Below are 13976 nucleotides of genomic sequence, written 5' to 3' on the forward strand. Positions count from 1 at the left end.
ATACGAATGACAACTGACAAGGATCCGATGATCCCGGATGGCAAAGTTAATCCGATCGATACCGACTATCAGGTTGGCCAGGACAATATCGTGGTTAAACTGGGCCCATTTGGCCTGGATATCCATAACCGGGTATTTTTAATTTCCGGCCTGACGATTGTCGCTTTTGTGTTGCTGACCCTGATCTTCCACACCCAGGCTGCCAGCCTGTTCAGCGATATGCGCAGCTGGTTAACCAGTAACCTTGACTGGTTTTTTATCAGTGCCGCTAATGTATTTGTGCTGTTATGCCTTATTTTAATTGTCTCACCGCTGGGCAAGGTGCGATTGGGGGGCACTGAGGCCACGCCTGATTTTGGCTATCCTGGCTGGTTTTCAATGTTGTTTGCTGCAGGCATGGGTATTGGCCTGATGTTTTACGGCGTATCCGAGCCATTGTCGCATTTTAATAGCTCTTTTGGCGGCACCACAGTGGTTGATGGCGTTCGAACTGACTGGGCACCGCTGGCTGGTGCGGCCGGAGATGCGTTAGCCGCCGAACGGCTCGGTATGGCCGCCACCATTTATCACTGGGCGCTGCACCCCTGGGCGATTTACGCCATTTTAGCGCTGGGATTAGCATTATTTTCATTTAATAAAGGCTTACCGCTGACCATTCGCTCAGTGTTCTATCCACTGCTGGGTGAACGGGTCTGGGGCTGGCCTGGGCACATTATTGATATTCTTGCGGTATTTGCCACCTTGTTTGGTCTGGCTACATCACTGGGCCTGGGTGCATCACAGGCCAGTGCCGGCTTAAATTATCTGTTCAGCTGGCCAGAAGGTGTCACAACTCAGATTTTACTGGTTATCGGTATTACCATGATAGCACTGGTGTCGGTACTGGCCGGCTTAGAAGCGGGTGTTAAGCGCTTGTCAGAAATTAATATGACCCTGGCCGCGTTACTGTTGCTGTTTGTGATTATTGTTGGCCCGACCCTGGCTATTCTCACTGGCTTTTTCAGTAATCTGGGCGCTTATCTGCAGCACTTGCCTGCGCTGGCCAACCCCATTGGCCGGGAAGATGCTAACTTTTCTCAGGGCTGGACCGCCTTCTACTGGGCCTGGTGGATTAGCTGGTCACCGTTTGTTGGCATGTTTATCGCCCGGGTATCCCGTGGCCGTACTGTACGGGAATTTTTAGTCTCAGTGTTGCTTATTCCATCGCTGGCCTGTGTGTTATGGATGACGGTTTTTGGCGGAACAGCGATTAGTCAGGTGGTGCAGGACAGCTACATGGCTGCGGTTGAAGCAGCGCTGCCACTGCAGTTGTTCAATATGCTGGATGCGTTGCCACTGGCCGGGATTACATCGTTTATTGCCATTATTCTGGTGGTAGTATTCTTTGTTACCTCGTCAGATTCCGGCTCGCTGGTAATTGATACCATTGCCGCCGGCGGTAAAGTTAATGCGCCTACTCCGCAGCGGGTATTCTGGTGTACCTTCGAGGGGCTGGTGGCAATAGCCCTGATTCTGGGTGGCGGCCTGGTGGCACTGCAGGCGATGGCCGTCTCGACCGGTTTTCCGTTTACTATCGTATTGCTGGCGTCCTGCGTCGCGGTAGTAAAAGGCTTAATGTCTGAACCACGCGGCAACTAGGTAAGCCGGCCCGTGGAAATAGAGCAAATTGAAATACTGGAATTTCTGAAGCGGCATTCGCCGTTTCAGGAACTGCCCGCAGAACAATTACAGCAGGTGGCTCTGAGTATTGATATTGGCTATTTTAAAGCAGGCAGTGACATTCTGCGCTTTAACGAGCCATTACATGCCCTGCACCTTATTCGCAGTGGCGCGGTAGAAACCTTTCGGCGCAATGGCGATTTATATAACCGCTTAAGTGAAGGGGGTATTTTCGCTGAACAGGGGTTATTGCGTGGTGGCAAAGTCCGGTTTCCGGCCACCGCATTGGAAGATACTCTGATTTATTTTATTCCTGACCAGGTATTTCAACAGCTGTTTGATGAAAATGAGTTTTTCGCCGATTATGTCCAGGTAGGTGACAGTGAAAGGCGCAAAACCAGTAAAGCCAGCAACCAGGCCAGGGCCGACTTACTTGGCGCAACCGTCGCCACCCTGCTAAGCCGCGAGCCGGTCAGTATCGGCAGTGATGCCAACGTCTGGCAGGCGGCACAGTTAATGACAGAGCAAAATGTGTCATCGCTGCTGATCCTCGGCCCGGATCAGCAACTGGCCGGTATTATTACCGATAAAGATATCCGCAGCAGGCTGGTAGCGCCGGGTTTAACATCTGAAACTGCGGTTTCTGACATTATGTCGGCCGATCCGGTAACAATTGAGCAGCAGCAATATATCTTTGAAGCGATGATGCTGATGCTGCGTTATAACCTTCATCATTTACCGGTACTAAAACAGCAGCAAGCCGTTGGCGTAATCGCCATTTCCGATATTATTCGCTTTGAATCACAAAACAGCCTGTATGTGGTCAGCCGCATTTTCCGCCAGCAAACGGTGGCAGACTTACAGGCGCTGGTGCCCGATGTGCATGCCTGTTTTGTGCGGATGGTAAACGAAGATGCTAATTCGCAAATGATTGGCAGCGCCATGGCGGCTATTGGTCGCAGCTTTAAACAACGGCTGCTGGAGCTTGCCGAGGCCGAGCTAGGTCCGCCACCGGTACCCTACTGCTTTTTAGCATTGGGCTCGATGGCCCGAGATGAGCAATTGGTGCTGACCGATCAGGACAATGCCTTGGTACTGGATAACCGCTTTGATGCCAAACTGCATGACAGCTACTTTAAGCAGCTGGCTACCTTTGTTTCTGATGGCCTGGCAGCCTGTGGTTACACTTACTGCACCGGTAAGGTAATGGCAACAAATAAAGAATGGCGCCAACCGTTAAACATATGGCAGCAGTATTTTCAAAGCTGGATAGAACAACCCACTGCCGAGCGCCTGCTGCAAAGCTCAATTTTTTTTGATATTGATGGGGTATGGGGGCAAACCCAATGGGCTGAACAGTTGCAGAAGCTGGTCAGTAATCTGGCCCGCAAAAAACCGCTATTTCTGGCCAGTATGACCCGCAATGCCCTGAGCAGAACCCCACCGCTCGGTTTTTTTAAAGACTTTGTCATGGAGCAGGACGGCAAGCAGAACAATGTGTTAAATATTAAACGCCGTGGCACCGCGCCCTTTGTCGATTTAATCAGGGTACATGCGCTGGCGATTGGCTCAACGGAAAGCAATTCATTTAGCCGCTTGCAACAGCTTATTGATGCCAAAGTACTGCCCAAAGGCCGGGCCGAAGATTTACGTGACGCCTTTGAGGTGATCGCCATGACTCGCATTCGCCATCAGGCCGCTGCCCTGCGCAGTGGCGAGCAGCCTGATAACAATGTACTGCCCGAGCAATTGTCAGAATTCGAGCGTAAACATTTAAAAGAAGCATTTCAGGTGCTGAGTAATGCTCAGAAATTCCTGAAGTTTCATTTTAAAGCCTGAGGTAAGCATGCTGTATCTCGGACCTGAACGGGCTGACCATAACCAACCACAACACAGCAGCGCCGATTGGCAACAGTATTATCAGCAACAGGCGGCCATCGTTAAACATCCTTTGCTGCAGCAATTTTATGCCACCGGCATGGTGGCAGCCAGTACGCCGATAAGCCAGGTACCGTTGGTCGCTATCGATTTTGAAACCACCGGCCTTAATGCCGACAATAACGGTATTGTCAGTATTGGCCTGGTGCCATTTAACCTGCAACGTATATTCAGTTCTCAGGCCAGGCAGTGGTTATTAAAACCCCGCTTTGCGCTAAGTGACGACTCGGTTACCGTGCACCGGATCACCCATTCAGAAATCAGCAGCGCGCCCGACCTTAGCGCGGTATTGCCAGAGCTGCTGCCGCTGCTTGCCGGCAAGGTCGCAGTTGTTCATTACCGGCAAATTGAGCGCGATTTTCTCTCTGCCAGTGTAAAAGTGCGGCTGGGTGAGAGCATCTTACTGCCTGTTATCGACACCATGGAACTGGAAGCAAGGTTACACCGGGCAAAGCCGCTTAGTTGGTGGGATAAACTGCGCAAACGCCGGCAAGTCTCCATCCGGCTGGATGCAAGCCGCAGCCGCTATCAACTGCCCCCTTACCGGCCACATCATGCGGTAACTGATGCCTTAGCCAGTGCTGAATTACTACAGGCCCAAATCAGCCACCGTTTTAGCCCCGACACGCCGGTTAGTGAGTTGTGGTGTTAGCTATCTCTGCGGTAGGTCGCAGCTGCTTGCAATTGTTATTTGCCAGAGGCATAGTAGCGTAAACAACCCACAGGTCAGACCACAATGAACCACGCTCAGACACAACAGCAAACTGCAACCAAACCGAATAAGCTGCAACGCATCGTCAGCAAATGTTATCGCCTGCCAAAAGCAATCAAGGCTTTTGCCTTAAGCACGGTATTTGGCCGGGTAATTAAATTTGCCGGCACCGCCGGCGTAGAAGTGTTAGAACTTAAAGGATCGCGCTCGGTACTGCGGCTGAAAAACCGCAAAAAGGCCCAGAACCACATTGGCTCAGTGCATGCGGCCGCAACCGGTTTACTGGCCGAGTCAGCTACCGGCTTTTTAGTCGGTATTCACCTGCCCGACAACAAATTACCGCTGCTAAAACAAATGCAGATTGATTATATAAAACGCTCAACGGGCGATTTAACGGCGGTAGCAACCCTGACCGACGACCAGATAGCTGCCATGCATAACGACGATAAAGGTGAAGTAACGGTAGCGGTAACCATCACCGACAGCGCCGGGATTGAGCCAGTCAATGCCAGCATGACCTGGGCCTGGATCCCGAAAAAGCGCTGAGCAATACATCAGCGCTTATTAAGCTCAGAACGGCCGGCAAACTTACAGCCGGCCTTATTTTATAGCGGTAATACCGGTTTAACTACCCACTATTCCACCATCATTTTTAGTAACAACAACCGTTGCCGAGCGCGGCCGGCTGCTGCCGCCATCAGGCCAGTTACTGGTAAAGGCGCTGGGGCTGGAACGATCACCCGGGTGCTGAATATTAACAAATAATGTTTTCATATCAGGGGTGGCACTGATGCCGGTTACTTCACAGTCGGTTGGCCCGACTAAAAACCGTTTCATCTGCCGGGTTACCGGGTCGGCAACCAGCATCTGGTTGTTGCCATAAGGGCCCTCGCCCTGCTGGCTGCCGCTCATATCCGTTTGGATCCATAGCAAACCGTTTTTATCAAACCACAGGCCGTCTGGGCTGGCCAGATGATTATCAGCATCCAATACCAGCTCAGTACCCGGTGTTTCGGTACCAATATCGCCAGCAAGCAGAAAAATATCCCAGTCAAAAGCCATAGCCTCCTGGGTTTCACGTTCATGCCAGCGAATGATGTGCCCGGTAGAGTTGTTTGCCCGGGGGTTTGCTCCGTCGGTTTGCTCCTCAGTGCGGCGGGTATTATTGGTCAGGGTGAAATAGACTTCACCGATGTCAGGATGCACAGCACCCCATTCTGGCCGATCCATTTTGGTCGCACCAGAAACATCAGCTGCCAATCTGGTATTCAGCAATACGTCAGCCTGATCAGCAAACTGAACACCGGCAGCGCTGGCTTTTGCCATGAAATCAGCATTGTTAATATCCAGCGGTAACCATTCACCGCTGCCATCATCATTAAAGCGGGCCACATATAACACGCCCTCGTTTAACAAATGGCCGCCGGCTGTATTCTGATAATACGGTGCTGCCGAGACAAATTTATAAATGTATTCAAACCGCGAGTCGTCACCGGAGTATAAAACCAGCGGTTTACCCTCTTCCAGTTTGCCAAAAATAATACCTTCATGGCCAAAGCGTCCCAGGGCAGTGCGTTTCTGCGGCACGCTATCCGGGTTAAAGGGGTCTATTTCCACTATCCAGCCAAAGGTGTTGGGTTCATTCCGATAATCGTCACTGGCGCTGGCGCCAACTGTGCTGGCATTAAAGCGCTGATACTGATCGGCAGCCGGCGTGGCAGTCTCCCAGGCGTAGCGGCCGTTACTCGCTGATACCCCATACCGCTGATGCTCACGCGGTTGCTCTGCGTCAGTATTGACGAAATAGCCAGCCCAGTTTTCTTCACAGGTTAAATAGGTGCCCCAGGGCGTAAAACCATTACCACAATTATTAAGCGTACCGCGGGTACGGCTGCCGTCCGGGCTGTATTTTGTTACCACTTTGGCACTGCCACGTACCGGACCAGCCAGCTCCATCGGGGTAGCACCAGTGATCCGGCGATTAAACGGGCTGTTACTTACCAGCGCCCAGCTACCATCTGCCTGCTGCTGGATATGAGCCACACTGACCCCATGGCCGGCAATTTCCTTGCGCACCTGATCAGCCAGTCGGGGGAAACTGTCAATGCCATTCGGATGGATCAGGTTGTTATCAATATACTCATGGTTGAATACCAGCAAGCCCTCGCTTGAACTTTCACCATTGCTGCGGGCGTCAATTGGGAAAAAATGCATACCATCATGATGCATGCCCACTTGCTGCTCCTGATCACTGCCACTATTACTGCCATCTGCCAGATAGGCCGGATAGTTGCCGGTCAGCGGAGTGCCCCATGGCAACAGAATATTGGCACTGTATCCTTCAGGTACCACTATGGTATCGGCTCTGCCAGCTGCAACGGCAGCAAACCCCAGCAGCGGTGCGTTGGCCACTGGCGGTACCACCGGTGCAGGCGCTGATTCATTATCACTGCTGCTGCAGCCGGTAAGTGAGCTACCAATAATAGCAGCGACTGCGGCGCCTACACTACCTTTTAAAAAGCGCCGGCGCGCCATCCGGCTGGCAATAATAGTCGAAAAATCAGGATTAGCAGAAAAATTGGTTTGCGGGTCGATGCCCGAATTGTCGATAGTTAACTTGGTTGCGGTATTACTGTCGGTCATTATTATTGCTCCGGACTTTTATAAATTAACGGGTATGAATAAACAGGTTGGCTTATTAAACCGACAGTTAATGGCAGATTGGTTACAATTAAATAGCAATTTTGTGATAGTTTTCGTTCAATTGGCCCGGCAGATTACCGTTGGCTACTGGCGTAGCACGGGTGGCCTCTGATATAGTTCTGACAGAGTGCGTTAGCGCAGTAAAACAGGGAACTTAGTATATGCAATGGCAAGTACAGACTTTTGCCGATCTGGATACCTTAACGCTTTACTCAATGCTGCAGTTGCGGGTTGATGTTTTTGTGGTAGAACAAAATTGCCCTTACCCGGAACTGGACGACAAAGACCTTCATCCGCAAACCCGCCATATTATTCTGAAAAAAGGCGATAAAGTGATCGCTTATTCCCGGGTATTAGCCCCGGACGTCAGTTTCCCCGGCTTCCCGGGCATTGGCCGGGTTTGCGTGTCGCAAACTGCACGCCGGCTTGGTCTTGGCCGGGTACTGATGGAAAAAACATTAGAAGTAGCAAAACAATATTGGCCCAATACCGATATTCATATTTCAGCCCAGTGCTATTTGCAGCAGTTTTATCAGGAGTCGGGTTTTGAAAGCGCCAGTGAGCCCTATCTGGAAGACGATATTCCGCATTTAAAAATGATTAAACGCCAGCCTCAATAACCAAAAAAATAGCATTCCAACAAAAGCATTGTCACCATGCCGCGGCATGGTGGCAATGTCATCTTATTAATGTTGTAAACCACCCGGTATAAACGTTTATATCGGCTGCGCATAAACTCAACTTAAATGAGATTGATTCGTATTTTTAGCTGTGTTCTAATTACGCCCATTAAATTTTGTCTACTTTCCAAGGAAGTTACTATGCGGACTAATATCCCTACTAAATTTTCACGTCTGTCACTGGCGGTAGCACTGGCCTCTGTGTCATTAGGTGCTGTGGCCCAACAGGCAAGCAGTGATGAAAGCACTATTGAGCGCAAGAAAATTATGCCTGCGCTGGAAGTTATCCGGGTTGTTGGCAGCGCTGACCAGGTATTGCTGGAGCAGACAGGTACAGTGGCAATTGTCAGCCGCGAACAGATTGAACAAATTCAGCCACTTTCAACCGAAGATATTCTGCGCCGTATTCCGGGTATAAATATTAAGAGTGAGGAAGAAACCTCAGTCGTGGCAAACTTTGGAATCCGGGGTTTGTCTGCCAGCGAGTCAAAATCGCTGATACTGGAAGATGGGGTACCGGTAGCACCGGGTTTATTTATTGGCAATGATCGCTATTTTAATCCGCGGATCCAGCGGGTTGAACAGGTTGAAGTGTTAAAAGGTTCTGCATCGCTGCGCTATGGCCCGTCAACCATCGGCGGCGTGGTAAACTACCAGACCAAAACGCCGGATGATGGCGTAACAGTCACCGGCCGCGCCGGTTCATTTAATATGCAGGAAGTCAGTGTTGAAGCTGGCGGCAAATCTGCCTCTGGCGACGCCTTTGCCGGTATTGTCGCTACCCATGCCAGCAGTGATGGCTTTATGGACAAAGATTACGAAATGACCGACGTCATGGCAAAGGCCGGGGTTATTTTCAGTAATGAGCAGAAACTGGGTATCAAAGTATCGCGTTATGAAAACGATGCCAATATTTCATACCGCGGCTTGCTACTTGGCGACTACCTGGCGGGCGCAGATTATAACCCGGCGCCGGACGATTACTTTCTGACCGACCGTACTGCCTTCGATATTAACCACGAGTGGACTCTTTCCAGCCAGGCAACCCTGAAAACCCTGCTGTACTGGAGTGAGATGAGCCGCGATTACTGGCGTTACAACGTTGATACCGCAGCTTCCAACGAAGCAGGTCGCTGGGTATACACTGATGCATTAACCGGTAATAACCGCTCATTTGACCGGGTGGGTATTGAAACCCGCCTGAATGTTGATCATAACCTGGCCGGCATGGTTGCCAACAGTGAATTTGGCCTGCGCTTTATGCAGGAAGAGGCTAACGATACCCGGATACGGGCGGTACGCAGCAGTGATCGCACCGGCCTGAATGACCGGCATATTATTGATTCTGCCGACAGCGTTGCCGCATACGCCCAAAGCCGGATTGAGTTCAATGATAAATTTGCCGTAACCCCGGGGTTGCGAGTCGAATCATATGAACAGACGCGAGTGGTACTTAGCGACGATGGTGCCACCGCGAAAACCAGCAATACCGAAGTATTGCCGGGTATTGGCGCTACCTATAATCTGACTGATTCCGCTCAGCTTTATGGTGGTGTGTACCGGGCATTCTCACCGGCATCCAATGGCGTGGCACTGGACGGCCTGACCGATCAGCAACTGGATGGCGAGCGTTCTACTAACTACGAGCTTGGTCTGCGTGGCAAAAGTGGCGCAGTCAACTATGAAGTTGCCGCCTTTATGATGGATTTCAGTAATCAGGTGGTAACCGGTAACAGTGATCCTAACCTGTCACAGTCAAATGCCGGCGAAACAGAACACCTGGGCATGGAATTTTTGCTGGGCTACAAACTGGGCAACGGTTTCAGCATCGACACTAATGCCACCTGGGTGCCAACGTCAGAGTTTAAATCCGGTGAAAATCAGGGCAACCGCCTGCCCTACGCACCGAAATTTATTGCTAACCTGGCGCTGAATTATCAGCTGGAAAAATTAAGCGCGGCCCTGTCGGCGCATCACCGGGGTGAGCAGTATGGCGATGCCGCCAATACCGTGGATATTCCAGAGGGTGCCGCCGGTGGGATCTGGGGTGGTCTGATGCCATCGTACACCGTACTTGATTTAACCGCACAATATACTGTGGCAGATAACATCCGGGTGTTTGGTGCAGTGAAAAATCTGACAGACAAACGGTACATCACTGGCTTGCGGCAGGGCATTTACGTTGGCCCGGAGCGCTCGTTCGAGCTGGGCGTCAGCTACAGTTTCTAAGCTGGCAACCGTTTTAAAAGCCCCTTTAATCAGGGGCTTTTTTATTCAGCTTTGCGGCTGGCCATATAACTGTTCAGCGCGGTTAAATAAAATCCAGCTGGTTAAAATATATTTATCATTGCTTACCGGCGTGCAACCGCGGTGAGTATGGGTAAAGTACGCCGGGGCGATTACCATCCTGCCGGCTTTCGGGCTGATAGCTTTGTTCTGATAAAAAAACTCGGTCTGGCCACCTTCTGCCACATCATTTAAATAAAACATAAACAATAGGGTACGGTGCAGTGGCTCATTGTGGGGTAGCTGCGGATACACTTCACAGTGCCAGTAATTATAGTTGCCCTTACCTGCCTGGTACTTCTGAGCTTGTATCGGGCCTAAGCGATATAAGGTCCGCATAAAATCATTGGCTTTCGGTGCGCCAAATTCTGCATAATTTTCATGAGTAATCGCCAGTGGCTGGCCGGTTTGCGGGTGAGCGACGGTTAACCCTACCGGCGCAATCAGCGCAAAATGATACTTGGCAAAGTATTCGGCAGCATACCGGCTGGTAGCATCAATAATCTGCTGCATTGCCGCCTGATATTCCGGATGCTGGTTTAAATATAAGTCGGTACTGATTTTTTTACTGGTGTCGACACCGGCACCGGTGCGCCCCGGCACCAGATGCGGACTGCTATCAAAAAGGCTGATTAGCTGTTGGCAAAAGTCTGCGCTTAACGCATTATCGTACACCTCTATAAAATCTGTCATGAGTATTCCTGGTTATGTTTAGCGAAGTTATCCAGCCCCGCTTTTCCGAAACTGACGCCCTGGGGCATATTAATAACACCGTTTTTGCGGTGTGGTTTGAGGGAGCACGTACTGCAGTATTTCGCATTTTCACCCCCGATCTTAATCTGCAACAATGGCCATTAATTATTGCCCGGGTCACTATCGACTATCATGCCCAAACTCAGTATGGTGAGCCAGTAGAAATTCGTACCTTTATCAGCCGCCTGGGCGGCAGCTCGTTTGATGTATATCAGGAAGCCTGGCAAAACGGCATTAAATGCGCCTCTGGCACTACCGTAATGGTGCAGTTTAATTATCAAAGTCAAAAAGCTGTGCCATTAACAGAGCAACAGAAAACAGCACTAGCTGAGCATTTGTCGGCGCCTGCTGACCGATAACCAGTACCCATTGGTCGAAACATACTGGCTATTCGTGTCGGCAACAGCTAGCGTGGCATAAACAATAACTAAGGTAAACAATCATGAAATTACTTTCCTCTGTTAGCCTGCTCGCCAGTGCTGCCCTGCTGGCAAGTTTTGCGGTTGCTGCTTATGACCGGGTAACGGGTCACGACTTTGCCAGCCGCTCAGAAGTTATCGCCCAGCACGCTATGGCAGCAACCAGCCACCCGCTGGCCACCCAGATTGCGCTGGATACCATGAAAAAAGGTGGCAATGCTATCGATGCCGCCATAGCAGCTAATGCGGCACTGGGTTTAATGGAACCTACCGGCAACGGAATTGGCGGCGATTTGTATGCTATTGTCTGGGATGCTAAAACCGGCAAACTGCATGGTTTAAACGCCTCTGGCCGCTCGCCATTAAGTTTAAGCTACGACATGCTGGCCCATGAGCTGGAGCAACTTGGCCGCACCGATCTGCCACCATACGGCATGCTGCCAATCAGCGTGCCGGGTGCCGTAGATGGCTGGTTTGAACTGCATGAAAAATTCGGCAAACTGCAGATGACCAGCATTCTGCAACCGGCCATTGACTATGCCGAGCAGGGCTTTCCGGTAACCGAACTTATCGCCTATTACTGGAACCGCTCAGTGCCGCTGTTAAGTCCGCAACCCGGCGATTTTAAAGGTACCTTTACCATTGACGGCAAGGCGCCGGTCAAAGGCCAGATTTTTAAAAACCCGGCCCTGGCCAACACATACAAAACCCTGGCCAAAGAGGGGCGCAAAGCATTTTACAATGGCGAGATTGCCGTAAAAATTGACCGTTTTATGCGGGAAAACGGCGGCTATCTGCGCTTTGCAGACTTCGCCAACCATCGCTCTACCTGGGTAGAACCAGTGGGTGTTGATTATAAAGGTTATACATTGTGGGAACTGCCGCCAAATGGTCAGGGCGTTGCAGCGCTGCAGATGCTGCAAATTCTGAAGAACTTTGACTTACAAGCCATGGGCTTTAATACCCCGGAAAGTATTCATACTCTGGTAGAAGCAAAAAAACTGGCGTTTGAAGACCGCGCTAAATTTTATGCTGATCAGGATTTTCATAAAACGCCACTGCAAGGCTTAATATCTGAAGAGTACGGCCGCGAGCGGGCAAAACTGATTGGCGAACGCGCGGCGAAACGGGTCGATGCCGGTAACCCCCATTTATACGAAGGCGATACCATTTACATGACCACTGCCGACAAAGACGGCAATATGGTGTCATTAATTCAGAGCAACTACCGCGGTATGGGCTCTGGCGTGGTGGTGCCTGGTCTTGGCTTTGTATTTCAGGACCGCGGCCAGTTATTCTCAATGGATAAAAACCACGCCAATGTTTATCAGCCAGGTAAGCGGCCATTTAATACCATTATTCCGGCTTTTATTACTAAGGATGGTAAACCTCTGGTTAGCTATGGCGTAATGGGTGGTGCCATGCAGCCACAGGGCCATGTACAAATTTTGGTTAATATGGTTGATTACGGCATGAACCTGCAGGAAGCCGGTGACGCTGCACGCTGGCAGCACCTTGGCAGTACTGAACCAACCGACGGCCAGCAAACATACCTGACCAATGGCGGTTACATTGAGGTAGAGCGTGGCGTGCCTTACAGTACCGTACGCGGCCTGATGCAAAAAGGTCACGAGGTGCGTTATGGCTTAGGTGGTTATGGTGGCTATCAGGCCATTATGAAAGACCATGAAAACGGCACTTATATCGGCGCGTCGGAATCACGCAAAGACGGCCAGGCAGCCGGATACTAACGAGGACGCAATGACCAGCACCAGGCACAACATGCAGCAAGCATACGCGTTGGAAAACTTACCGGCGCCGGCCGAAGTTACCGGCGTAACAGCGGCCAATTTTAATGAGCTGGTAGTGGCGAATTACCAACCGATAGTACTGCGTGGTTTTGCAGCAAACTGGCCACTGGTGCAGGCTGGCCGCCAATCGTTACCCGACGCGGCTGCCTATTTAAAGGCCCGATGTAATAACCAGCCACAAAAGCTGGTAAGCCTTGGCCCGGACACTGGCGGCCGGCTGTTCTATAACAGCAGCATCAGTGGCATGAACTTTACCGCCAGTCAGCAACCGCTGCAGTCAGCCATTGATACTATGCTGGCTGCAGATAACGACAGCGACATGCGCTACTGTGTGCAATGTGTGCCGGTGGCAGATAATTTCAATGCATTATTGCCTGAGTTAAGTAACCCGCTGCTGAATCCATCACCCAGGCCGTTTATCTGGCTAGGCACTAGGGTAACCGTGCCGGCCCATTTTGATGAAGCCAGCAATATTGCCGTGGTTGCGGCAGGCAAACGACGTTTTACCTTATTTCCACCTGAGCAGGTGGCCAATTTATATGTGGGCCCGCTGGATTTAACCCCGGCCGGGCAGCCGATCAGTATGGTAAACCTGCAACAGCCTGACTTACAGGCGCACCCGCAATACGCCAACGCCTATCAGGCCGGTTTGTCGGTTGAACTGGATGCCGGCGATGCCATTTATATCCCAAGCCCGTGGTGGCACAGCGTAACTTCCCTAAGCAGTTTTAATGTGCTGGTAAATTACTGGTGGAGCAACGCCTATGTGGCGAGCGCGCTACCATTGCCCATGCTATTGCACGCTATACAGGCATTTAATCATATGGCACCGGGCGAGCGAGCGGCCTGGCAACATATGTTGCAGCATTACTTATTTAACCCTGACCATCCGCTGGCCCATATTCCGGAAAATGCCAGAGGGGTGCAGGGTCAGCCAACGCCACAACTGGCACAGGGGCTACATCAATGGTTGGCGGCCCAACTTAATCGCTAGGCTGCAGCCGGGCACACCAAT

At 51.0% G+C, this 13976-nt stretch carries 11 protein-coding genes; 9 read left to right on the top strand and 2 right to left on the bottom strand.

What is annotated here, in order from left to right:
• The first annotated feature begins 6 nt into the window (after positions 1 to 6).
• From KQY15_RS08820 to KQY15_RS08835, 4 genes are all read left to right on the top strand, one after another.
• Positions 7 to 1638 (top strand): BCCT family transporter, encoded by a 1632-nt coding sequence (locus KQY15_RS08820; protein ID WP_217668820.1) that lies wholly within the window; start codon positions 7 to 9, stop codon positions 1636 to 1638.
• Between the two features lie 12 nt (positions 1639 to 1650).
• Positions 1651 to 3498 (top strand): putative nucleotidyltransferase substrate binding domain-containing protein, encoded by a 1848-nt coding sequence (locus KQY15_RS08825; protein WP_217668821.1) that lies wholly within the window; start codon positions 1651 to 1653, stop codon positions 3496 to 3498.
• Positions 3499 to 3505: 7 nt separating this feature from the next.
• Positions 3506 to 4249, top strand: a complete 744-nt coding sequence (locus KQY15_RS08830) for a 3'-5' exonuclease (RefSeq protein WP_217668822.1) — start codon at positions 3506 to 3508, stop codon at positions 4247 to 4249.
• 84 nt (positions 4250 to 4333) lie between these two features.
• The gene (locus tag KQY15_RS08835; RefSeq protein WP_217668823.1) at positions 4334 to 4855 is read left to right on the top strand and encodes a DUF4442 domain-containing protein; all 522 of its coding nucleotides are present in this window, start codon (positions 4334 to 4336) and stop codon (positions 4853 to 4855) included.
• A 78-nt stretch (positions 4856 to 4933) separates the two neighbouring features.
• Here the strand turns inward: KQY15_RS08835 and KQY15_RS08840 are convergent, their stop codons facing one another.
• Entirely contained in the window at positions 4934 to 6952 is a 2019-nt protein-coding gene (locus KQY15_RS08840; protein ID WP_217668824.1) for a PhoX family protein, read from the bottom strand.
• A 221-nt stretch (positions 6953 to 7173) separates the two neighbouring features.
• Here KQY15_RS08840 and KQY15_RS08845 point away from each other — a divergent pair, with 221 nt between their 5' ends.
• Together KQY15_RS08845 and KQY15_RS08850 are read left to right on the top strand one after the other, a co-directional pair.
• Positions 7174 to 7632 (top strand): GNAT family N-acetyltransferase, encoded by a 459-nt coding sequence (locus tag KQY15_RS08845; protein ID WP_217668825.1) that lies wholly within the window; start codon positions 7174 to 7176, stop codon positions 7630 to 7632.
• A gap of 201 nt (positions 7633 to 7833) precedes the next feature.
• Positions 7834 to 9921 (top strand): TonB-dependent receptor family protein, encoded by a 2088-nt coding sequence (locus tag KQY15_RS08850; protein WP_254795561.1) that lies wholly within the window; start codon positions 7834 to 7836, stop codon positions 9919 to 9921.
• Positions 9922 to 9966: 45 nt separating this feature from the next.
• Here KQY15_RS08850 and KQY15_RS08855 read toward each other — a convergent pair whose 3' ends face one another.
• Positions 9967 to 10671 (bottom strand): 2OG-Fe(II) oxygenase, encoded by a 705-nt coding sequence (locus tag KQY15_RS08855; protein WP_217668827.1) that lies wholly within the window; start codon positions 10669 to 10671, stop codon positions 9967 to 9969.
• A 14-nt stretch (positions 10672 to 10685) separates the two neighbouring features.
• Between KQY15_RS08855 and KQY15_RS08860 the strand changes: the two genes are divergently transcribed.
• From KQY15_RS08860 to KQY15_RS08870, 3 genes are all read left to right on the top strand, one after another.
• Positions 10686 to 11090 (top strand): acyl-CoA thioesterase, encoded by a 405-nt coding sequence (locus tag KQY15_RS08860; protein WP_217668828.1) that lies wholly within the window; start codon positions 10686 to 10688, stop codon positions 11088 to 11090.
• A gap of 83 nt (positions 11091 to 11173) precedes the next feature.
• Positions 11174 to 12901 carry a gamma-glutamyltransferase gene (ggt, locus tag KQY15_RS08865; RefSeq protein ID WP_217668829.1) on the top strand — a complete coding sequence of 576 codons (1728 nt, stop codon included), beginning with the start codon at positions 11174 to 11176 and terminating at the stop codon, positions 12899 to 12901.
• A 31-nt stretch (positions 12902 to 12932) separates the two neighbouring features.
• Positions 12933 to 13955, top strand: coding sequence for a cupin-like domain-containing protein (locus KQY15_RS08870; RefSeq protein WP_217668830.1), 1023 nt, complete (start codon positions 12933 to 12935; stop codon positions 13953 to 13955).
• The last annotated feature ends 21 nt before the right edge of the window (positions 13956 to 13976 follow it).

It is taken from the genome of Arsukibacterium indicum (genome assembly GCF_019100565.1).
Classification (GTDB): Bacteria; Pseudomonadota; Gammaproteobacteria; order Enterobacterales; family Alteromonadaceae; genus Alishewanella; species Alishewanella indicum.

Bases quoted from the DNA above. Each gene is read 5' to 3' on its own strand.
- KQY15_RS08820 (WP_217668820.1), top strand. From the start codon at position 7: ATGACAACTGACAAGGATCCGATGATCCCGGATGGCAAAGTTAATCCG.
- KQY15_RS08830 (WP_217668822.1), top strand. From the start codon at position 3,506: ATGCTGTATCTCGGACCTGAACGGGCTGACCATAACCAACCACAACAC.
- KQY15_RS08835 (WP_217668823.1), top strand. From the start codon at position 4,334: ATGAACCACGCTCAGACACAACAGCAAACTGCAACCAAACCGAATAAG.
- KQY15_RS08840 (WP_217668824.1), bottom strand. From the start codon at position 6,952: ATGACCGACAGTAATACCGCAACCAAGTTAACTATCGACAATTCGGGC.
- KQY15_RS08845 (WP_217668825.1), top strand. From the start codon at position 7,174: ATGCAATGGCAAGTACAGACTTTTGCCGATCTGGATACCTTAACGCTT.
- KQY15_RS08850 (WP_254795561.1), top strand. From the start codon at position 7,834: ATGCGGACTAATATCCCTACTAAATTTTCACGTCTGTCACTGGCGGTA.
- KQY15_RS08855 (WP_217668827.1), bottom strand. From the start codon at position 10,671: ATGACAGATTTTATAGAGGTGTACGATAATGCGTTAAGCGCAGACTTT.
- KQY15_RS08860 (WP_217668828.1), top strand. From the start codon at position 10,686: ATGTTTAGCGAAGTTATCCAGCCCCGCTTTTCCGAAACTGACGCCCTG.
- ggt (WP_217668829.1), top strand. From the start codon at position 11,174: ATGAAATTACTTTCCTCTGTTAGCCTGCTCGCCAGTGCTGCCCTGCTG.
- KQY15_RS08870 (WP_217668830.1), top strand. From the start codon at position 12,933: ATGCAGCAAGCATACGCGTTGGAAAACTTACCGGCGCCGGCCGAAGTT.